Raw genomic sequence first — 21,147 nt, forward strand, 5'->3', positions numbered from 1 at the left:
TTGTACATCGTTTTTAGCCTCGCCTTTAATATCGTTGTTAACATTGACTGTAGATATGAGTGTCTAAAAAAGATATAAGTGTCTAAAAATTAGAATAAAAAATAACGCTGTGCCATGGGGAGTACGTCAGCTGGCTCACACGTAAGCGTCTCACTATCTGCACGTACTTCATAAGTCTCAGGATTGATGGCCATGTCAGGGCAGTAACTGTTGAAGCGCATATCGCTTTTGCGAATGTCACGAATACCGTGTACTGGCTGGATGACTTTGTTCAGCCCCAGCTGTTTATCCACTTGCTTGTTTATGGCAGCTTGCGACATAAAGGTAATGCTGGTTTGGGCAACCGATTTTGGATACGTGGCAAACATGGTGCGATAATGCACAGGCTGAGGTGTGGGAATGGAAGCGTTAATATCGCCCATCGGCACCGCAGCGATAAGCCCGCCTTTGATGATGCATTCTGGTTTCACCCCAAAAAACTTGGGCGACCATAGCACCATATCGGCCCATTTACCCACTTCGATAGAGCCAACCATATCGCTAATACCATGAGTAATCGCAGGGTTTATCGTGTATTTCGCGATATAGCGTTTGATGCGAAAATTATCATTGTTCGCGCTGTGATCGTAGTCTGTTAGCGTGATGTGCTGGTTTTGCTGCTCAAGATCAGCGGTTGCGTCTGGGGCAAGATGCCCACGTTGAACTTTCATTTTGTGCGCGGTCTGCCATGTGCGAATGACCACTTCGCCTACCCGTCCCATCGCTTGTGAGTCACTACTCATCATCGAGATCGCGCCCAAATCATGTAAAATATCTTCTGCGGCAATGGTTTCTTGGCGAATACGACTTTCGGCAAAAGCCACATCTTCGGCGATAGCAGGGCTCAGGTGATGACAAACCATCAGCATGTCGAGATGCTCATCAATGGTATTGACAGTATAGGGGCGAGTGGGATTGGTCGAGGATGGCAACACATGTGACTCGCCAATCGCCTTTAAGATATCAGGCGCGTGACCACCGCCCGCGCCTTCGGTATGAAAAGTGTGAATACAGCGGTTTTTAAAGGCGGCGAGCGTGCTCTCAAGATAGCCACTTTCGTTTAGCGTATCGGTATGAATGGCGACTTGGACGTCATACTGATCAGCGACGCTTAAACAGTTATCAATGGCTTGCGGGGTTGTACCCCAATCCTCATGGAGCTTAAGCCCGACGGCACCTGCTTCTATTTGCTCGGCAATCGGCGTGGGCACACTCACATTACCTTTGCCAAGTAGGCCAATATTCATGGCGATACTGTCCGTGGATTTTAACATCGAACCAATGTGATAAGCCCCCGGTGTGCAAGTGGTGGCAAGTGTTCCTTGCGCAGGTCCTGTGCCACCGCCAAGCATCGTAGTTACCCCTGACATAAGGGCCGTCTCACACTGTTGGGGCGCAATAAAGTGAATATGGCTATCGACGCCGCCTGCCGTTAGGATTTTCCCTTCACCAGAGATAATCTCGGTCGCACCGCCAATAGGAATGTCGATGGCAGGCTGGATATCAGGGTTACCGGCTTTGCCAATGGCGCTGATACGGCCATCTTTGATACCGATATCTGCTTTGTAGATACCGGTGTAATCCACCACCAAGGCATTGGTAATGACAGTATCGGCGACTTCTGCACCCAGCAGTTGTCCTTGGCCCATGCCGTCACGGATGACTTTGCCGCCACCAAATTTGACTTCTTCACCTTTTATTTCAGTGCTCTGGCTGATACTTTCACCACGTTGCAGCGCCTCTGTTTGGTCAGTAGCAGTGTCTTTGTGACTGGTCAAATCAGCCTCAACTTGTAGCCAAAGCTCGGTATCAGCGAGACGAACCTTATCGCCTGTCGTAGGCCCAAAATGCTCAGCATAAATACGTCGACTCACCTGCTTCTGCGAGGTGGTCGCTTTTTGGTCGATGGCTTTATCTGATGCCTGCTCTGATTTGACTGCACCCATCACCCGCCCAGCAAAACCGTACACTTCCTGCTTGCCAGCATAAGCCACCAATTCTACTTCTCGTGACTGTCCCGGCTCAAATCGTACTGCCGTCCCAGAGATGATATTGAGACGATAGCCACGGGTCTGCTCTCTCTCAAAACTCAAGGCATCATTGACTTCATAAAAGTGATAATGCGAGCCGATTTGAATGGGTCGATCACCCGTGTTGGTGACACTAAGCGTCTGTACGGGTCTCCCTTGGTTTAAGATAATATCGCCATCTTGAATCTGGTATTCGCCTGCTTGCATGAGAGCCGCCTTATTTTGGAGTGATCATTTCGGTGATAGATTTCAGTGATAACCAGTGCTATACGATGGGATTGTGCACCGTGACGAGTTTAGTACCATCGGGAAAAGTCGCCTCGATTTGTACTTCATCTACCATCTCGGCCACGCCTACCATGACATCATCAGCAGACAGATACGTGGCCCCCTCACTCATCAATTCAGCGACTCTTTTGCCATCCCTTGCGCCCTCCATGAGTAGCATACTGATATAGGCAATGGCTTCAGGATAATTAAGCTTAACCCCGCGATTTTTGCGGCGCTCAGCAACCATGCCAGCAGTGAATAGCATGAGTTTGTCTTTTTCGGTGGGTGTCAGGTGCATGGATACTCCTTATTATATTTATCATTGCATCGTCGCAGATTGAGAGGTTTTGGCACGTTAAATACGACTGTCGGGGCAGCCAACATAAACTTAGGTGTCCCAAATACGCGGGCGGCAGGGCTCAAGCTGCCACCAATGCTCACGTAAGACCTCTCTGAGCTGATAAAAAGCTTCAAAACAGCCGCGCACATCTGAACCAATATAACGGACGTTCACCGCTTGGCAATTGTGAGTACAATAGACGGGCAGTTCAGCTTGGGCAATGACTTGGCGCAACGTCACGACGGTATTGTCTAAGTAGTAGGTTAATGCCTGTTTGGTGGTCGCTTGAGCAGCCTTAGTTGACTGCGTGGTTTGGGAAGCCGATCGTGCGTGATTGTCACTCAGCTTACTCAAGCTTGGTACTGCCCAGAATGATCCGTAAATGTGCTGACCTGCTAACCCCAAATGTGAGGTGAACCAGCGACTTTGGGCAGGCTGCGCCACACGCTCAGCTACGATTACTTTGCCTTCTCGATAGATATTTAACCCTGTATGGTAATACCCTTGCAAAAACTGCTCATCGTAAGCTTGCCGCCCAAACACGCTAATCTCCCATGTCATGAGGCTAGACGAGTCTTTTAAATCAAAGCGACTTGTTGCATGCATATTGGCATCGTTATAAATGATACTCTCTTGTGGCAGCCATTCTAAGCGAGCATGTGCCGCAAGCGTGGCTTGCACATCTTGGCTTGCATAGGTAGAGGTATCGTTTTGAGCCCCGCAGAGTTGGACAGCTTCAGTGTCATTTATAATAGCCTCGCCCTCTAACGCCGCGTTTGCGTCGAGGTTGGGCTGGGGAGCTGATTGACTCGACAAGCCTTTTGTTTTTTGGCTGACACTGTCTTTGCCATACCATTTACCCGCTCCTGGGGTGGTGATGACAGCGTGGCTATCTTGATCTAAACGCAAGTCGATGGTCAGTGTGTCACCACCAGCGATACCTGCTGGCGGATACAGCATCAGTATGTGGCAAATCTCTTGCTGAACACTAGGCTCAGGATATAAGGGCCGCTGTACCATTAAAGCACCCGTGTGCTTGCGATGATACAGACGCGTCTTCAGGCCAGTAGCAGTCATACTGTTGGCAGTATCTGTGCGTTTAACAGCATCAAAACTTAATGCTAAAGAAGAAGCCCAACTCATTTTATATACTCAGTTACTCAATTATTTAGTCAAATACGAACTAACATCTGTCAATGGTCATAGCTGCCCCATCACCACAGACTTCTGATTCACCAATGCCATTAACTGTTATTATCCATACAATCTTTATGCCAACTTATGTACACCTCCTATCAAGCGCTACTATGAGTAAGTCTTAAACTAATGATATTGCTTAGATTTTATCTATACATATTTTTCACTCAGTAACCAATTTATTTTATTCCCCCTCAAAAACTGTTCAGCGATGCGAATTTTTTTAGAGTAATATTTGTCTGCACCAAAACTGCACAATATATCACTATATCTGCACCATTTTTTACCATTTTCTCTATTTTTGCTATCCCGTCATATCAGCTACAATAATCAGCAGCAGCAAGATATTTAAGCCAGCAGATTGCCGTTATCAGGCACTCCTTGATGATAGAACCCAAAATTCCCGGACGCTTTGGTAAGGCATTTTTATTGGCGGCTTATGGGCTATCTTTATGAATAGTTTATAGATAACCCCCTTGATAAACGTGTACAGACGCCTTATTAATAGGAAGTCACTCATGTTATTAATAGAAAGTCATTTTTCACATGAAAAGATTACTATTGCCCCCATAAAAAAGTTACCATTGGCTCAACTATTTTTAGCGGCCTCTAGGTCGTACCATGAACTCTAGTTGGCTTTATTAACGAGCGGCAGTATTTACAATGATAAACACCAATAAAAGCTTCGCCGTTTTCTAACCTTTCGCCCTTTATTTTATGTACTTATAAACAGGACATTTTTATGACAGATTATGATCGCATCACTGCCAATCCACATTTCGATATGCTAATGAGTGCGCACAATGAAGTGCAAAACACACAAGCTGCCTTAGTCCCGATGGTCGTTGAGCAATCATCACGCGGTGAACGCTCTTTTGATATTTTTTCACGCCTATTGCGTGAGCGTGTGATCTTTTTGACCGGTCAAGTCGAAGACCACATGGCCAACCTCATTGTCGCCCAGCTGCTGTTCTTAGAAGCTGAAAACCCTGACAAGGACATTCACTTGTATATCAACTCGCCAGGCGGTTCAGTGAGTGCGGGATTGGCCATTTTTGATACCATGAACTTTATCAAGCCTGAAGTGTCAACCATCTGTATGGGCGGTGCTTATAGCATGGGTTCATTCTTGTTGGCCGCAGGTCAAAAAGGCAAGCGCTATTCACTCGCCAACGCGCGTGTGATGATTCACCAACCATCAGGCGGCGCACAAGGCCAAGCAACGGACATCGAAATCAATGCACGCGAAATTCTAAAAACCCGTGCTCGCTTAAATCAGATTTTAGCTGAACGTACGGGGCAGCCAGTAGAGAAGATCGAAAAAGACGTTGAGCGTGATTTTTGGTTAGATGCGCAAGAAGCAAAAGAATACGGTTTGGTTGACGAAGTATTAGAGCGTCGCCCTGACTCTTTATAATATTGAGATAAAAACCTTGTTAAGCATCGAATGCCTTAGCGTATAAGCGCTGGCATTCGTGTTAACCATTAGAATATTTTTAAGCGTTAAATTTTAGGAGCGCCTTTTATGGCAGAAGATACTACCCCGCATTGCTCGTTTTGCGGCAAAGCCAAAAGCGATGTACAGCAGCTGATTGCTGCTGACGATGCCAATATCTGTAATGAATGTATTGAGCTGTGTACCGATTTAATCGCAGACAGTGCTGAAGACGGTGATGACGATAGCGACATTGATACCTCATGGGTCAATAAAAAGCTACCAACGCCAAAAGAGTTGCGCGCCAAGCTTGATGAGTATGTCATCGGTCAAGACGCTGCCAAAAAAGCCCTGTCTGTTGCCGTTTATAACCATTATAAACGCTTAAAAGTGAGTCAAACGTTAGCCAGTGACAGCAAAAAAGCCAAGATCGGTGCTGACGATGCGATGGTCGAGTTGGCCAAAAGTAATATCTTACTGATCGGTCCAACCGGTTCTGGTAAGACACTGCTTGCGCAAACGCTAGCGCGTCTACTTGATGTACCCTTTGCCATGGCTGATGCCACGACTTTGACCGAAGCGGGTTATGTCGGTGAAGACGTTGAAAACATCGTGCAAAAACTGTTGCAAGCATCAGACTATGATGTGAGCAAAGCTGAGCAAGGCATCATCTACATTGATGAGATCGATAAAATCAGCAAAAAAGGCGACAACCCTTCTATCACCCGCGATGTATCAGGTGAAGGCGTACAGCAAGCCCTGCTAAAACTAATCGAAGGTACCGTTGCTGCCATTCCACCGCATGGTGGTCGCAAGCATCCACAGCAAGAGCTTATCCAAGTGGATACCAGCAACATCTTAATCATCGTTGGTGGCGCGTTTGCCGGTCTTGATAAAGTCATTCAGCAGCGTACGGAAAAAGGCGGTATTGGCTTTAACGCGGATGTCAGCTCAAAAGATGACAGCCGTCGCAGCTCAGATTTGCTGCAGCAAGTTGAGCCAGAGGATTTGATCAAATTTGGTCTGATTCCTGAGCTGATCGGTCGTTTGCCTGTGCTAGCTGCCCTACAAGAGCTTGATGAGGAAGCGTTAGTACAAATTCTCACTGAGCCCAAAAACGCTCTGGTTAAGCAATATAAGTATCTCTTTGATATGGAAGGCGCTGAAATCAGTTTCACTCAAGAAGCGCTTGATGCGATTGCCAAAAAAGCCATGGAACGCAAAACAGGTGCTCGTGGTTTGCGTTCTATCGTAGAAAACGCCCTGCTTGAGACGATGTATGAGCTTCCTTCTATGAAAGATGCTAAAACCGTCATGGTTGATGCAGAAGTGATTAATGAAGGTAAAATTCCAAAAATTGCTTAATTTTTTATTGAGTTAATATAGCCAGCTATTATTTACTGGCTATTAACATACAAGAAGCGTCTGGCATCCTGTGCTCAGACGCTTTTTTTGTGTCTGCCTTGGCGGCTGTTTAGTAATTATAAAATGACAGCAGCGTTTATCAATCGCCACCAGTCATGCATACCATTCATGCTAAGGTAGATAGCCTGTCACGCTCGTTTTTGGCTTATATGCTCCATCGCATGTGGCCTATATGAATACCGATTATTAATAAGACAAAGGATTGTTTATTATGTTTAACCATGTCACTGCTATGGCGTCTTCGTTACGTCAACACCTGCCCTTTTATACACCCAATAGACAAAATAACGACATTACCCCTTATTACCGTGACCATGTCGCTGCTATCACTGGCGCAGGATCTGGCATGGGGCGCGAGCTGGCGATTCATTTGGCACAAATGGGCTGCCATGTTGCGCTCTCTGATATCAATAGTGAGCAGCTGGCTGAGACCAAACAGTTACTCGTCGGTTATGATATCAATGTCTCCACGGCAGTACTGGATGTTTCAGACAATAAAGCTGTGCAAGCTTGGGCTGATAGCGTGATGAGCGATCACGGCAAAGTAAATTTTATCTTTAATAATGCAGGCGTAGCACTGTCTTCAACGGTAGAGGGCTGTAGCATTAGCGAGCTTGAGTGGGTGATGGACATCAATTTTTGGGGTGTGGTTTATGGCACCAAGGCGTTTTTACCCTTAATCAAGAACAGCGTCAAACAAAGCGAAGTGGCGAGTGATAGTAGTGATGGGAGTAAGGACAGCAAGCCGCGCCAGTTTGCTGAACATGGTCATATCATCAATGTCTCAAGTTTATTTGGTCTGACCGCCCAGCCATCGCAGTCTGCCTATAATTCGAGCAAATTTGCCGTCCGTGGCTTTACAGAAAGCTTGCGCCAAGAGTTAGAAATACAGCACTGCGGCGTTTCAGCGACCTGTGTCCATCCAGGCGGTATCAAAACCAATATTGCTAATAATGCACGCGGTAATGACAGCGTCAGTGATATTGGCATGCATACTGGTGACAAAGCCATTAAAAGTTTTAACAAGCTGTTGAAATTCGATGCCAGCGACGCAGCTTGGATTATTCTGCATGCGGCAGCGACCGACCAGCCTCGCTGTTTGATCGGCAATGACGCTAAAACGGTTGACGCGGTACAACGAGCATTCCCCTCACATTACAGTCAAGTGCTGAACGGCGTCAATAAGGTAACGCGTAAGTTAAAACCGCGCCGTCATAGACATTCCAAACACGGCTAAATGCTTTAGTTCCACAGGCCTTATTTGTAAAAGTGAGCTTAAACACTGTCTATGTTTGAGCTCCTTTTTAGTTTATGGCCGATTGATGTGGCCTCTTAAGACTATTTTTTACGTCTTACAATATTAAAGACCACCTACTTTAAACCAAATACACTTTACGTATTTATATACTAAAATGATTTATATTTGATACAATTATGTTTCTAGCAACTTACAGATTGATTACTTGGCTATTTAAAATCTCGCTAAAATCAAGTTAGAAAACGCCATTATTACCTCTAAACTATCATATAAATATAGATTCAGATATTATTTTTTATAATAAGGATATTCCAATGAAAATACTTCTGCGAGCCAATGCCTCTCTGCTCATGGCAGCTATTCTCGCTATCAGTGCCACTAGCATTACAGCGTGTAGCGAATCAGGTACCAAAGCGGTTGACCGTGTCGAAGAAGCTGAGGCCTTAGCTCGAGTCAAATCACTCGAAGCACGGGCCGCAGAAATTAAAGATGACATGGCGGCAAACCCAGGTGCCAAACTGAACGTCAGCATGCCAGATGAGTCAACTATCCCTGATGATGAGTATGGCGCAGCCGTCCGTCGAGGATTGGAGCTTGCCAACCATACTTATCGAGAGCTGCCCAATAATGTAGGCAATAAGCTTAATTGTACCAGCTGTCACTTAGGCAATGGTTCAGAGGCTTACGCTGCACCATGGAACGGCCTACCAGGTATTTTTCCTATCTATCGCTCACGTGATGCACGAGTCAACTCATTACAAGAGCGTGTCAATGGTTGTTTTCAGCGTTCAATGAACGGCACACCATTAGATATGGACTCAGATGAGATGAATGCCTTTATCTCTTATATGACCTGGTTATCGCAAGATATGCCAATTGGTGTCTCACCTGAAGGCCGTGGGTTTGTAAAAGTTGATAATACGCTAACACCAGACCCTGTAAAGGGGAAAGAAATCTTTGCTAAGACCTGTACGACCTGTCATGGTGAAAACGGTGAAGGGCAGTATAATGATGATGGTACTTACATCTATCCAGCCATCGCAGGAGAGCACTCATTTAATGATGGCGCAGGTATGGCACGCACATACAAAGCCGCATCGTTTGTAAAAGGTAAAATGCCTTTTGGCCAAGGCAACACCCTTACTGACCAAGAAGCCATCGATGTGGCCAGCTACTTTACTCAGCTGCCACGTCCAGTAAAAGCCAATAAAGACAAGGATTGGCCAAAAGGCGGTGCGCCTGTAGACGTACGTCGTTAATAGAAATAAAGTCAAACATAACGCATTAAAATGTCTCATAAAAAAGCCCAGCTCATAAAAAGAGCTGGGATTTTTGATCTCTAATGTCATCAATAAACGCCTAAAACTTAAGGCAATTTCATATCACCAGCAACCAACCAGCCCATACGGCGCATCACGTAAGCCACTGTGCCAGCAATAATAGCTGGCAAAACAAACATCAATAAAACAATGGCTGTCCATAACTGTGTCGTACTCATCATTCCTTGCGATGCTTCAATGATGCCAAACACCCCAACCAATCCAGCAGTACCCATACCTGCACCTGTCGCCGTACAAGCTAGCCCAAAACCTACTGTTGCGATAGGCCCAACGATGGCGCTGGCGATGACCGCAGGTAATAGAATCAATGGCTTTTTAAGCACATTAGGGATTTGCAACATACTGGTGCCCAAACCCTGAGATATCACGCCACTAACACCATTGTCTTTAAAACTTGCGATAGCGAAACCAATCATATGCGCAGCACAGCCAACGACTGCCGCCCCACCCGCTAATCCCCCAAGCCCAATAGCGATACAAATAGCGGCGCTCGACGTCGGTAGTGTCAATAAAATACCAACCACGACTGCAATAACGATACCCATTAATAACGGCTGTAGTTCAGTGGCAGCGTGGATACCTTGCCCAATTGCAGCCACAGCCGCGACGATAGGCGGATTAAGTAGGGCACAGACCAATAGAGCAATGCCGCAGACCACAAGAGGCACCAATAAAATATCTAATTTGGTCCTACCAGCCACCCACGTACCAGCGCGATAGGCAAATACGGAGGTCAAATACGCCCCTATCGGATTACCAGGTAACGCCACAAATGTCGCAGGCCCACCCACTTGCGGCGTAAACAGGGTCCCCGCCATCAGCGCTTCAGAATGAGCACCCAGCATCCCCGCCACCAAGCAGCTGAGCATGACCAGCGTTGGCGCTTTTAGATAATAAGCAATCCCCACGCCGATACCAGCACCCATTAGTACTGATGCAAGCTTGCCCACCGCTACCAATGCTGGAAGATCTAACCAGCCACCGATTTGCGAGATGATAAGACCAGCTATCAAGGTGATAAATAGCCCTAATGCCATGCCAGTAAACGCATCGATAAAATACTTCTGAAAAAATGCTTTTATAGTACCAGCCGGCGGTGTTACTAAGTTAGATACAGTCATAGCCATACTCTTTATGGAAATTTTGATAAGACACACTATACCAAAGGAATCAAACTACTCTCCTAAAAATAAGAGACAAAAAAAGCGTCATTGCGACGCTTTTTCTATTATTCACAAACCACTAAATTTATCAAAAGCCACTCTGTCTAACGGCGCTGTTCAACGATAATAGAATCAATACCGTTATTTTGCAGGCGCTGCTGGGCAGTGGTAACTGCTTGACGACTATTCATCGGACGTGAGATTACCTGATAAATGGGCAAGCCATTACCCGTGGTATTTTTAACCACCCGCGCGTCGACCCCAGCCATCAGCACTTGCGCTCGGCGGCGATCGGCTTCATCTGCATCACCAAAGCTATTGATCTGCAAAATGTAAGTGGCAGCAGGTTTAGCGGCCTGAACGCTCGCCGTACCTGCACCTGCGTTGTTTGTCCGATTGGCTGAACTGCCACCGCTACTCGCCGGCGTCGAACCATCATAGGTCGCATCTTCTTCCACGATCACGATATCATCGCTGCTACTGGTCGCCGCATTGTTACCACGGCTAGGCTCAATCGTGGTACTTTCGCCGATACCAAAGTTACCCGCATCGTCATTACTGGCTGACGTATCCTCAGGTTGGGTAACAACCACGTCAGGCTCGAAGTCACCAATGTCACCTATTTGATCGTTATCCATCTCAGCAATGTCTTCATCAGGAATAGTGGCCATTTCTTGATTGGGCAAGATATCATAAAACTCATAATCGCCATTATCAGTATCCGTATCGACGCGTGGTTCTACCTGTCGATCATTTTCAGCGGCGCTGTCAGCTGGACTGAAATCAAACAATGGGGATAGGTATATAAATACCCCGATCATAAGGGTCAATATCGCCCCAACAAACATCCACAATAAGCCTGACACGCTACTCGATTTGCGCTTTTCAGTCGCACCTTTAGGTTTTTTGGCTAGCATGGATCTGGTTCTCCCTACTGAATCTAACTGTTATCAATTTATTGCTCTCAAGCGTCTATTTATACTACATGCTAGACGGTGCAGACAACCCTAATAAACCAAGGCCATTGGCCAATACTTGCCTGACCGCTTTAGACAAACGCAGACGCGCTTGCATCAAGTCCATCTCGTCTGTACTTGGCGTCTCACCTGAGGTCAAGCTCACTGGCAAGATGCGATTGCTGTCGTACCAGCCATGGAACAAAGCAGCCAAATCTTTTAGATAGTTGGTCAACACATGCGGCTCATAGCCGGTCGCGGCGCGTAGTAACGTTGCTGGATACCCTGCTAGCAGTTTAATCAACTCATCTTCGTTGGGGGCGCTGAGCAAGTTTTGCTGCTGCAAACCAATCGTATCGTCTACCACAAAACCACTGTTTTGTAGTTTTTCTAACACTCGGCAGACGCGCGCATGTGCGTACTGAATATAATAGACTTGATTGTCTTTACTTTGTGATTTGGCAAGCTCCAAATCAAAATCAACATGTACTTCAGGCTTACGGGCCACATAATAAAAACGCGCCGCATCATTACCGACTTCCTGACGCAGTTCACGTAAGGTGACGAACTTGCCTGAACGTGATGACATTTGAACCTTTTCACTACCGCGCCATAGGGCTACAAACTGCACGAGCACCACATCTAAACGCTCAGCATCGATACCGAGGGCTAATAAAGCCGCTTTTACTCGTGGGACGTAACCATGGTGATCGGCACCCCAAACATTAATGACTTTATCAAAGCCACGGTCAAACTTATTCTTATGGTAAGCAATATCAGAGGCAAAATAAGTAGATTGACCGTTGGCACGGCGTACCACTCGGTCTTTTTCATCACCAAAATCGGTCGACTTAAACCAAATATTGCCGTCTTTTTCGTACAGATAGCCTTTGTCATCTAAGACTTGTAGGACAGGCTCGATCTCGCTATCAATAGACCTTTCGCTAAACCAGCACTCGTAGCTCACACCAAAGTCATTTAAATCATCTTTAATATCGGCCAAAATACTACTCAATGCTGCATTTAAAAACAGCTCATAGCCAGCACCAAGCAGCGCTTTACTGTTGGCAATCAGACCATCAATGTGCGCTTCTTTATCACCTGAGAGCAATGTTTTTTCGCCATCAGCATTTGTCTCAAACTGCGCATCTGCTGGCACGCCTTGAGCAATTTTAGCAAAGCTGTGGACATAGCTATCACCATGTTGCGCTTTTAGCGTTTGGGCGATATCACTGACATAGTCGCCTTGATAGCCATTGACTGGGAACGTTACCTGCTCACCACTTTGCTCTAAATAACGTAAATACGTACTGGTCGCCAAGATATCCATTTGGCGGCCCGCGTCATTGACATAATACTCACGCGTAACGTCATAACCAATCGCCTCTAGCAAGTTTGCCACACTCATACCAAAGGCAGCACCGCGTCCATGACCGACATGCAGACTAGACGTAGGATTGGCAGAGACAAACTCCACTTGTATCTTTTGTCCATCAAACTGATCGCTTAAACCAAAACGATCTTGCAAGGTAAAGATATCATCTAATACAGCAAATTTGGCTTCAGCATTTAAAAAGACATTAATAAAACCTGGGCCTGCGATTTCTACTTGGCGAATGTCTTGATTTTTGGGCAGGGCGTTGACGATTTTTTCGGCGAGCTGGCGGGGATTGGCTTTGGCTGCCTTAGCAGCAGTCAGCGCGATATTACTGGCAAAATCACCATGACTAAGATCTTTAGTACGAGTGATTTGGCTGTTATTCTGCCAATCAGCCGGTAGCGTGCCATCTGCCTGTAGGGTATGAATGGCATCATTAAATAAGGAGGCAAGTGTATCAATTTGGGTTTGTGACATAGGGTTTGAACTCAGTTAAATAAACAACAAAAACAAGACGGAATTTTGACGAATATGAGCAGTCGATAGCTGCTTATTATAATAGCGACCGACCCTGTAGGGGATAAAATCATGCAAAAAGATAAGTAACCTGTAAATATAACAACCTTTGCGCTTTATTGCACCATTTGCCCCAAAATTAGCACTAAAATCTTACGGTTATGCTAGCTGACCTGAATCACTAGGCGGACCAAAAGACTTATCTATACGCTAACGCTGATGAAATCGGTACGAATAGACCAATACCAATACCAATACCGCCGGTGGGTACAGATAAATGAATCACGCTAATTGTAGCGTTACTGTTGCTCGCCCTTAGCAGCAGTTTATACCCGTTCGCTTCCGCGTTATAATGAACGTTTGTATTGGTCTTCTTAAAGATAGAAGATGCGTTACTACTTTTATAGGATTATGCCATGTTTGCTATTGCTGCCAGTACGATCACCAGTTGGGGACTGTATGTTTTATTACCCATCTTCATCGCGTTCTTATTTTTTATCATGTGGGATATCTCTAAAACGTCAGACGCTGGGCGCGCGGGTACTTTTTGGATTTTCTTAGCGCTGGGCGCAGGTTTTGTAGGCTTTTTGCTCAAGCTATTGCTAGAAGTCGCCTTTAAAAGATGGTTTATATAACCAGCAACCGCTCCCCCTCACCTTCTTTTTATTTAAACACGCTATTTATTAATACAAACGGTTTGCTTATTTTTTTGCGATGAGCGTTGCGCGCATCGGAGCAGGATAGCCCTCAATGGTCTTGGTTGCATCATTGGGATCTAAGAAATCTGCCAACGAATGATAACTCATCCAGTCGGTTTTACGCTGCTCATGGGTAGAAGTTACCGCCACATCGACGCAGCGTACCTCTGTAAAACCAACCTTTTCTAGCCAGCCGATTAGCGCTGCTACTGATGGCAGAAAATACACGTTATTCATCTGGGCATAGCGGTCATGCGGTACCAGTACCGTATTGGCGTCGCCTTCAACCACCAAGGTTTCTAGCACCAGCTCACCACCTTTTATCAGCTGCCCTCTGAGCTGCTGTAAATGCTCAAACGGCGACTGACGATGATAGAGCACGCCCATACTAAATACCGTATCAAATAACTGGCTGTGCTCAGGCAGTGCCTCGAGCGGCACTGGAATATAATGGGTACGGTAACGGCCTGTATCATGAGCGTCAGCGCTACCGACAAAATGACGAATCGCCATAAACTGGTGATAAAACAAGCAAGACGGATCAATGATGATGACCGTGTCCGCGCCAGCCCCTGCCATACGCCAGCCATGATAACCAGAGCCGCCGCCCACATCTAACACGCGGCGACCTTTTAACGTGCCTAAATGCGGTGCGACCCGTTGCCACTTCCAATCACTGTGCCATTCCGTATCTATAAATATTGGCTCGCTTTTTTCGCTACTACTTTGACTGTTATTGGCCTGACTAAGACCAATCTGAAAAGGTCCTTTGCGCCATGGCATCAATTGTTTTAACAATGCAGTGGTTTGTTTGCGCTCAGAGTCCGTCAGCGCCGCTTCAATCGTCAGTATGTCACTATCTAAATTGACTTTATCGATCGTTAAGTCTGGCAAACGTGCGACCGATGCTTGATAAGCAGGCGCATGAGCATAGTTGGCTTTATCCTTGATAGCATTTAACCACGTTGGCAGTTTTGTGAGCCATTTATAAGCACTCGGCTGCTGCTGGGCAAGCTCTAGCAAGGTTAAATACAGTTCGCGTTCGGCGTGGATGATGGTGTCGTTAAGCATAAAAGCAGATACCGTATGAATCAAAAGAGAGTGTGAAAGGGGTTTTTAAAAAGCGACGTGATATATAAAGGTCACATCAGCACTATTTAAACGCCACAATCGACACAAAGTTCAAAAACTGAAACCACGTCAAATGACGAGCAAAACCAACTTGATCAAGTCGCGCGTGATGCTCATCTAATGTGTCGGTAATAAGGACGTTTTCTAGCGCATTACGTTTGCCGCTAATTTCCATCTCAGTATAGCCATTGGCACGCTTAAAATCATAATACCGCTCAACCAACCACGCATCGTATTGCTCATCAAACGCATGGGTCTTTTCAGTGAGCACCAATATCCCGCCCTCGCTTAACGCGGCATAAATCTTCTCTAACACCGCCACCCTATCAGCGACTGGCAAAAACTGTAACGTCAAGTTTAAAATCACCATGTCGCACGGCTCAAACTCAACATCACGAATATCCGCTGTCATCACTTCTATATCATGCTCAGGATAGTTATCACTTAATAAGGCGGTTGCTTCAGTCGTCATAGCAGGTGAGATATCGATCGCTTTGATCTGCAAATCTTGTGGGTCAAACTCGCCAGCCAGCGCCATACTGGCGGCGCCCAATGAACAGCCCAAGTCATAAATTCGGCTGACACGCTGACTGCTATCGCTCTGTTGGCGATACTTACAGTGACGACGGGCAAATATGGGCAGCATGGCTAATACCTGCCCATAACCCGGAACACTACGACGAATCATATCGGGAAAACACGCCACCACTTGCTCATCAAAGGAAAAACGCGCAGCCTTATCCAGTGGTGTGGTAAACGGTTTGTCAAATAAGGTATCATGTTTAACGGTAGCAGGATTGGATTGGCTCATGGTGCGACTCTTTCTTTGAAAATAAAACTGAAGTTAGGAAGTAGCTAGCAGTGTTGCTTGACGCTATTAATCGTTTTGTAAAAGCTTGCGCAGATAGCAAAAGCCCATTATAACATTACTGTTTGTTACTTAGCGCTAGCAGATGCCCTGCTAAGCTAAAGAGGTCTTGCTGAGTGTACGAATCATACTCAACCCGTGTTATATACTTATAAAAATAGGAATAAATTATGCAAACCATTATATTAGGTGGCGGCTGCTTTTGGTGCACCGAGTCGGTATTTTTATCCGTGAAAGGTGTGCAGTCTGTGGTATCAGGCTATATGGGCGGCGATGCTGTCTCTGCTAATTATGAAGCCGTCTGTAGCGGTAACACCGGACACGTCGAAGTCATCAAAGTCGAATTTGATGAGTCTGTCGTCCCATTAGAAGTGATCCTTGATGTTTTCTTTGCGACCCATGACCCCACCACCATGGATCGTCAAGGTAATGATGTCGGCAGTCAGTATCGCAGCGTCGTCTTTTACACCGATGAAGACCAAAAGCCCACCATCGACCGCACGATTAACAAACTGCGTGACATGGGTATCAATGTCGTCACAGAAGTGCACCCTGCCCTTGAGTTTTATAAAGCAGAAGAAACCCATCAAGATTTCTTTAATAGAAATCCAGGTCAAGCCTATTGTAACTTTGCCATACCGCCAAAACTGGCCAAACTGCGCAAAGAATTTAGTCAATACATGGTCAGCTAAACGATTGACTGGACAAAAATATCATGTTTACTGGCAGCCAAACGCTTATACAATAGGCGTTTGGCTTTTTTGTGTTAAACATTCTTATATAAACCGTTATGATAACGGACTGAAAATCAAAGAATGACTTATGATAACAACACTTACTGATAGGCTTACATTATGAACCCTGAATTTTGGCAAAATCGTTGGCAAGAAAAACGCATTGGCTTTAATCAGTCTGAGGTCAATTCGCTATTAATAAAATATTGGTCAGCGTTAAATTTGCCAGCTAGTAGCCGCGTCTTTGTACCTTTATGCGGCAAATCAATTGATATGGTGTGGCTGTCAGCACAAGGTTATGACGTGGTGGGTGTTGAATTGGTTGAGTCAGCTGTGCAAGCGTTCTTTGCTGAACAAAACATCCAGCCCACCATATATCAGCATGCAGAAAATATCGAGATTAAATGTTATCAAGGAGAGCTGGGAGATAGCGAGACTAAGCGAACTATTACCTTATGGGTCGCTGATATCTTTGCGCTGACCTCCACAGATATTGGCTCTATCGATGTGGTATATGACAAAGCAGCATTGATTGCCCTGCCAGCCGATATGCGTACACAATATAGTGAGCAAGTATGCCTGCTTAGCGGCACCGTCCCACAGTTGGTAATCACCCTTAACTATGATCAAAGTAAAAAGGATGGTCCGCCATTCTCTGTCAGCTGTGAACAAGTGCAGCAGTATTATGGCAGTCGTTATCAAATTACCGAGTTGGCACGTGAGCCTGCCGCTATTGGTTCTGCGCCTGACCTAACAGTTTCCGAGCAGGTTTGGTTATTGAGTGAGTAATAGGTAGATATAATCAATCCTAAACAAAACTGGCACATACTATGCCACGTGCGACTGGTATTGATTTCGCGTAGCATCGAGCGGCATAGGCACAGCACGCAAGGGCAATTAAATACCAGTAGCGCTGTACCTATTTTAACTTTTCAACTATAGTTTTCTATTATCAGACTTTTAAGAATTTGATACTGATTAAACGGCTATCTTTCCCAAAACTTCTCTGAATCTCACGGTAACGTCAGCTTATAGTAACCATTTATAACCGTGGTACTTCGTTCGCTTTTCTTTACTGTTTAGATTGGTTACTCTAAGTTAAAGTCATTTTTTCCTTCTTTACTTTCTACTACCTACTTTGATGTTTATAGGATATTTTCATGCGTTTGACTCCCCTCTCTACTTTATCGCTGCTTAGTATGGCTGTTAGCATCAGCCTTGCCAGTACTGCTCAAGCTGCTAGGCCACCAGCCCCAGACTTATCTAACGCTGAATTCCAACAATGTCTGGATGGCTTAAAAAATTCTAGCAAATTCCGCGGTGTCGATAGTTTTACCTTTAACAACTATCGTCCCAGCCAGCCTGATCCTAGCGTGATCCAATCACTCAACTACCAGCCGGAGTTTCAAAAAGACGTGTGGGATTATCTCTCAGCACTCGTGGATAAAGAGCGGGTCGAAGATGGTATTCGGGCGAAGCGTCAGTGGGGCGACACGCTCCGCCAAATTGAATCACGTTATGGGGTAAAGGCAGAGCACGTACTTGGGGTGTGGGGTGTGGAGTCCAATTTTGGTCAGACACTGGGCAAAAAACCCTTATTTGAGTCCTTGGCGACCCTATCGTGTTTTGATCGTCGGCAAAGCTATTTCCAAGGTGAGTACGCCAACGCGCTAAAAATCGTGCAAAACGGTGATATTGCGCCAAGCGATATGACAGGCTCGTGGGCAGGTGCCTTTGGGCAGACGCAATTTATGCCAAGCACCTTTTTAGAGCTAGCCGTTGATTTTGATGGCGATGGTCGTCGTGATTTGGTGAATAGCGTGCCCGATGCGCTCGCCTCTACCGCTAACTTTTTAGACAAACGTGGCTATCGTACAGGCGAGCCTTGGGGATATGAAGTCAAGCTACCTAACGGCTTTTGGGCCGCCTCTAACCGCAAAGATAAAAAATCTATCAGTCATTGGCGCAATCAAGGTATCACGCTTGCCAACGGTAGCCCGCTACCTTACGACTTGAGCCGCGCAGGCTTATTGTTACCCGCTGGAATGGAAGGCCCTGCATTTTTGGTCGGCAAAAACTTTGACACGTTTTATTCGTACAATGCGTCAGAAAACTACGCATTGGCAATCGCTCACTTATCAGACTTAATCACGCGTGAAGACAGCAGCAAGACTGATTTTGTGACCGCGTGGCCAACAGACGACCCTGGTATCAGTCGCCAGCAAGCCAAAGATATTCAACAGGCATTACTAAACGCCGGTTACGATATTGGCGGTGTTGATGGCATCATCGGTGATAATACCCGCACTGCTATCCAGCAATACCAATCTAGTCGCGGTATTTTTCCAGCCGATGGCCGTGCAGGGCAAAAGTTCTACCGCACCATCATAGGTAACATGGCTCCTAGCAGCTCACAATACGATAATCAGTACGGCCAACCAGCAAATAGCCAGCCCTTGAATCCTGCCCCTGCCGATCGTATGGGACAACTGATCCAGCAACAAACGACCAATCCTACTACTTACTCAGCCCAGCCCTCTGCTCAACCATCACGCTCTGGCAACACACGCTATCGCCGGGTCACGGGTTCTGATGGTGTCGTAAAGCTTGTCCGTATTGATGAAGGTTTGTAGTACCCGATCGAACCAGTGATAAGTGCATTCATAGTTGCACCAAAAAGGCCACGCTAACCATAGCGTAGCCTTTTTATGAGCGTTATTTTCTAATATCACTTATCTAGCAACTTTAATATTTAAACCACAACGCTTCAATATACATTTAAACGATAGGGGGCGGATTTGGTTTGCCATTGTCACCATTCCAGTTTTCACGTGCTTTTTCATCTAAATCAGCAGGCGTTTTTGGTTCCCATTTGCCATTTTCTTTCCAAGTGGCATCGCCCCAATCTTCATCCTCTTCTTTTCTATCCATCTCTTTATACACTTGACTCGGATCGATGCCGCGACGCTTCATATCTGCCACTTGCTCTTCTAAGGTGTGAAACTGATCCGCATCATGCATGGATTTTTCTAGGCCATCAAGCTCTCTTTTTAACTCATCATTTTTAGCGTTACTCATTATGCGCTCTCCTTAATTGGTCAGTATTATTGTACGGTCTGTCTGGTTGTAATTTTAATATAAATGATGCACTCGATATTACTCGCTGCTTTATTCTATTATTACCAGTCTTGCTTAGATTCACAACCATTGACGCGTATGCTTTGTATTACAAAACGTAGTCATAAGCGCAGACGAGATTTTACAATCGATATGACGCTTAACTTGATTAAGCGGGAGAAGCCCAACACTATTAGCATTCAATTCTGATGGTTAAGGTTAGATATCCTCGTTACTTAATAGGTTTTTTGCATAAGCGGTCAACTTCCAAAGCTCTTGTGAGACTCGAGTACCGTAGGTGGTTAGCTGGATCCAACTTGCAGCCACCAGTTGGCGTTGCAGATTGTTTAGATCATCTTGGAAAATTTGGCAGCGTGAGACGGCGTGGACATTTGGCATGTCTTTTTTAATGTCTCGCTCAGCTTTTGATGCTATTAAGCGGTTAATAGCGTTTTGCAATCCATAACTGGAAAAGGGCGACGGAATGTTCATTAGTACCACCAATATCTCTCGCCACGTTAGCAGCATGGTTCTAGAGACGTCTGTTAAGTTGCCGCCTTCATAAGCTTGTGCGCTGTATTTAACGTTAAAGGCTTCCATTAATACAATGGGTCTACTAACTTTATCTGCTATGAGTTCATCATCAGCGTTGCTGTCTTGGTTATTGGCTTTATTAGTCGCTAAAAGATCGGCAAATCTTTCGGCCACCGTTTGCTGGCTAAACTTGATCATCTCCTCGCTGGCTCTTACCCAACCACCAGACACTTTATGATTACTCACGACATTATAATAAGCTTGTACAAGTAATTGCTCGATGTCATTTTCTGTATCATAATAATAGAGCTCGTTGTCTTGCCGAGTCACTGATTTAATGAATTCTTGTAGTTGCCGACTGATATTGGCATCCTGATGATGGTTTTTGATGAATATCAGTAAAGGTTTGAGTTTGGCTTTGGCATTTAAATAACTCAAATGCATCTGGCTAACACCCGTTTTTTGTACCGTACCGTAGCTGTCTCCGATGATCATCAACGCATAATCGCAAGAGTCAATGCATTGGCGCCCATATAGTGACGCTTTTGGTAGTTTACTCGACACATCATGGGTTAAGAACGCACGAGACTGAAAGAAGATCGATAAGCTGTCTAAGACCAGCAATTGATCATTGTCAGCGCATATGACATGAATATGATAGCGACAGTTTGACACAGTTACCTCTAAACTTAGGTCGTGGCATAAAAGAGTATGATAT

At 45.5% G+C, this 21,147-nt stretch carries 18 protein-coding genes; 8 read left to right on the forward strand and 10 right to left on the reverse strand.

The genetic code is table 11. The features are described from left to right. Positions 1-89: 89 nt before the first annotated feature. The 3 genes from ureC to DVY93_RS06785 all read right to left on the reverse strand — a co-directional run bounded on the left by ureC (position 90) and on the right by DVY93_RS06785 (position 3,822). Entirely contained in the window at positions 90-2,276 is a 2,187-nt protein-coding gene (ureC, locus tag DVY93_RS06775; protein WP_230709903.1) for an urease subunit alpha, read from the reverse strand. A 58-nt stretch (positions 2,277-2,334) separates the two neighbouring features. After that, positions 2,335-2,637 (reverse strand): urease subunit gamma, encoded by a 303-nt coding sequence (gene ureA, locus DVY93_RS06780; RefSeq protein WP_230709904.1) that lies wholly within the window; start codon positions 2,635-2,637, stop codon positions 2,335-2,337. Positions 2,638-2,727: 90 nt separating this feature from the next. After that, positions 2,728-3,822, reverse strand: a complete 1,095-nt coding sequence (locus DVY93_RS06785) for an urease accessory protein UreD (RefSeq protein ID WP_230709905.1) — start codon at positions 3,820-3,822, stop codon at positions 2,728-2,730. A gap of 796 nt (positions 3,823-4,618) precedes the next feature. Between DVY93_RS06785 and clpP the strand changes: the two genes are divergently transcribed. The 4 genes from clpP (at position 4,619) to DVY93_RS06805 (ending at position 9,253) form a co-directional block, all read left to right on the forward strand. After that, the gene (gene clpP / locus DVY93_RS06790; protein ID WP_062845552.1) at positions 4,619-5,293 is read left to right on the forward strand and encodes an ATP-dependent Clp endopeptidase proteolytic subunit ClpP; all 675 of its coding nucleotides are present in this window, start codon (positions 4,619-4,621) and stop codon (positions 5,291-5,293) included. Positions 5,294-5,401: 108 nt separating this feature from the next. Continuing rightward, positions 5,402-6,676 (forward strand): ATP-dependent protease ATP-binding subunit ClpX, encoded by a 1,275-nt coding sequence (clpX, locus tag DVY93_RS06795; protein WP_193004680.1) that lies wholly within the window; start codon positions 5,402-5,404, stop codon positions 6,674-6,676. Positions 6,677-6,947: 271 nt separating this feature from the next. Further along, positions 6,948-7,973, forward strand: coding sequence for an SDR family NAD(P)-dependent oxidoreductase (locus DVY93_RS06800; protein WP_269062824.1), 1,026 nt, complete (start codon positions 6,948-6,950; stop codon positions 7,971-7,973). A gap of 335 nt (positions 7,974-8,308) precedes the next feature. Further along, positions 8,309-9,253 (forward strand): c-type cytochrome, encoded by a 945-nt coding sequence (locus DVY93_RS06805; protein ID WP_230709907.1) that lies wholly within the window; start codon positions 8,309-8,311, stop codon positions 9,251-9,253. Between the two features lie 107 nt (positions 9,254-9,360). Here DVY93_RS06805 and DVY93_RS06810 read toward each other — a convergent pair whose 3' ends face one another. The 3 genes from DVY93_RS06810 to argS form a co-directional block, all read right to left on the reverse strand. After that, entirely contained in the window at positions 9,361-10,455 is a 1,095-nt protein-coding gene (locus DVY93_RS06810) for a PTS transporter subunit IIC (protein ID WP_230709909.1), read from the reverse strand. Between the two features lie 146 nt (positions 10,456-10,601). Further along, positions 10,602-11,414 (reverse strand): SPOR domain-containing protein, encoded by an 813-nt coding sequence (locus tag DVY93_RS06815; protein WP_193004682.1) that lies wholly within the window; start codon positions 11,412-11,414, stop codon positions 10,602-10,604. Between the two features lie 64 nt (positions 11,415-11,478). Further along, positions 11,479-13,308 (reverse strand): arginine--tRNA ligase, encoded by a 1,830-nt coding sequence (gene argS / locus DVY93_RS06820; RefSeq protein WP_230709911.1) that lies wholly within the window; start codon positions 13,306-13,308, stop codon positions 11,479-11,481. A gap of 455 nt (positions 13,309-13,763) precedes the next feature. Between argS and DVY93_RS06825 the strand changes: the two genes are divergently transcribed. Next, positions 13,764-13,982: a DUF2788 domain-containing protein gene (locus DVY93_RS06825; protein WP_193004684.1), complete on the forward strand. Its 219-nt coding sequence runs from the start codon at positions 13,764-13,766 to the stop codon at positions 13,980-13,982. Between the two features lie 66 nt (positions 13,983-14,048). Here the strand turns inward: DVY93_RS06825 and cmoB are convergent, their stop codons facing one another. Beyond that, positions 14,049-15,116 carry a tRNA 5-methoxyuridine(34)/uridine 5-oxyacetic acid(34) synthase CmoB gene (gene cmoB / locus DVY93_RS06830; protein ID WP_230709913.1) on the reverse strand — a complete coding sequence of 356 codons (1,068 nt, stop codon included), beginning with the start codon at positions 15,114-15,116 and terminating at the stop codon, positions 14,049-14,051. Between the two features lie 82 nt (positions 15,117-15,198). Next, positions 15,199-15,987: a carboxy-S-adenosyl-L-methionine synthase CmoA gene (gene cmoA, locus DVY93_RS06835; RefSeq protein WP_230709914.1), complete on the reverse strand. Its 789-nt coding sequence runs from the start codon at positions 15,985-15,987 to the stop codon at positions 15,199-15,201. A gap of 227 nt (positions 15,988-16,214) precedes the next feature. On the opposite strand from cmoA, the gene msrA reads away from it, so the two are divergent. From msrA to DVY93_RS06850, 3 genes are all read left to right on the forward strand, one after another. Then, positions 16,215-16,736 carry a peptide-methionine (S)-S-oxide reductase MsrA gene (gene msrA, locus DVY93_RS06840; RefSeq protein WP_193004687.1) on the forward strand — a complete coding sequence of 174 codons (522 nt, stop codon included), beginning with the start codon at positions 16,215-16,217 and terminating at the stop codon, positions 16,734-16,736. 162 nt (positions 16,737-16,898) lie between these two features. Further along, positions 16,899-17,567: a thiopurine S-methyltransferase gene (gene tmpT, locus DVY93_RS06845; protein ID WP_230709916.1), complete on the forward strand. Its 669-nt coding sequence runs from the start codon at positions 16,899-16,901 to the stop codon at positions 17,565-17,567. Positions 17,568-17,938: 371 nt separating this feature from the next. Continuing rightward, on the forward strand, positions 17,939-19,411 hold the full coding sequence (locus DVY93_RS06850) for a lytic murein transglycosylase (protein ID WP_442966508.1): 1,473 nt from the start codon (positions 17,939-17,941) through the stop codon (positions 19,409-19,411). A gap of 145 nt (positions 19,412-19,556) precedes the next feature. On the opposite strand, the gene DVY93_RS06855 is transcribed toward DVY93_RS06850, so the two are convergent. Then, positions 19,557-19,856: a hypothetical protein gene (locus tag DVY93_RS06855; protein ID WP_193004692.1), complete on the reverse strand. Its 300-nt coding sequence runs from the start codon at positions 19,854-19,856 to the stop codon at positions 19,557-19,559. A 258-nt stretch (positions 19,857-20,114) separates the two neighbouring features. Beyond that, positions 20,115-21,104: a DUF4062 domain-containing protein gene (locus tag DVY93_RS06860; protein ID WP_230709918.1), complete on the reverse strand. Its 990-nt coding sequence runs from the start codon at positions 21,102-21,104 to the stop codon at positions 20,115-20,117. Positions 21,105-21,147: the final 43 nt, after the last annotated feature.

The organism is Psychrobacter sp. CCUG 69069, from assembly GCF_021023115.1.
In the GTDB taxonomy this organism is placed as follows: Bacteria; Pseudomonadota; Gammaproteobacteria; order Pseudomonadales; family Moraxellaceae; genus Psychrobacter; species Psychrobacter namhaensis.

Coding starts and splice junctions, on each gene's coding strand:
- tmpT (WP_230709916.1), top strand. CDS start 16,899: ATGAACCCTGAATTTTGGCAAAATCGTTGGCAAGAAAAACGCATTGGC.
- argS (WP_230709911.1), bottom strand. CDS start 13,308: ATGTCACAAACCCAAATTGATACACTTGCCTCCTTATTTAATGATGCC.
- DVY93_RS06805 (WP_230709907.1), top strand. CDS start 8,309: ATGAAAATACTTCTGCGAGCCAATGCCTCTCTGCTCATGGCAGCTATT.
- clpP (WP_062845552.1), top strand. CDS start 4,619: ATGACAGATTATGATCGCATCACTGCCAATCCACATTTCGATATGCTA.
- DVY93_RS06855 (WP_193004692.1), bottom strand. CDS start 19,856: ATGAGTAACGCTAAAAATGATGAGTTAAAAAGAGAGCTTGATGGCCTA.
- msrA (WP_193004687.1), top strand. CDS start 16,215: ATGCAAACCATTATATTAGGTGGCGGCTGCTTTTGGTGCACCGAGTCG.
- cmoB (WP_230709913.1), bottom strand. CDS start 15,116: ATGCTTAACGACACCATCATCCACGCCGAACGCGAACTGTATTTAACC.
- DVY93_RS06800 (WP_269062824.1), top strand. CDS start 6,948: ATGTTTAACCATGTCACTGCTATGGCGTCTTCGTTACGTCAACACCTG.
- ureC (WP_230709903.1), bottom strand. CDS start 2,276: ATGCAAGCAGGCGAATACCAGATTCAAGATGGCGATATTATCTTAAAC.
- DVY93_RS06810 (WP_230709909.1), bottom strand. CDS start 10,455: ATGACTGTATCTAACTTAGTAACACCGCCGGCTGGTACTATAAAAGCA.
- DVY93_RS06815 (WP_193004682.1), bottom strand. CDS start 11,414: ATGCTAGCCAAAAAACCTAAAGGTGCGACTGAAAAGCGCAAATCGAGT.
- cmoA (WP_230709914.1), bottom strand. CDS start 15,987: ATGAGCCAATCCAATCCTGCTACCGTTAAACATGATACCTTATTTGAC.
- clpX (WP_193004680.1), top strand. CDS start 5,402: ATGGCAGAAGATACTACCCCGCATTGCTCGTTTTGCGGCAAAGCCAAA.
- DVY93_RS06785 (WP_230709905.1), bottom strand. CDS start 3,822: ATGAGTTGGGCTTCTTCTTTAGCATTAAGTTTTGATGCTGTTAAACGC.
- DVY93_RS06850 (WP_442966508.1), top strand. CDS start 17,939: ATGCGTTTGACTCCCCTCTCTACTTTATCGCTGCTTAGTATGGCTGTT.
- ureA (WP_230709904.1), bottom strand. CDS start 2,637: ATGCACCTGACACCCACCGAAAAAGACAAACTCATGCTATTCACTGCT.
- DVY93_RS06825 (WP_193004684.1), top strand. CDS start 13,764: ATGTTTGCTATTGCTGCCAGTACGATCACCAGTTGGGGACTGTATGTT.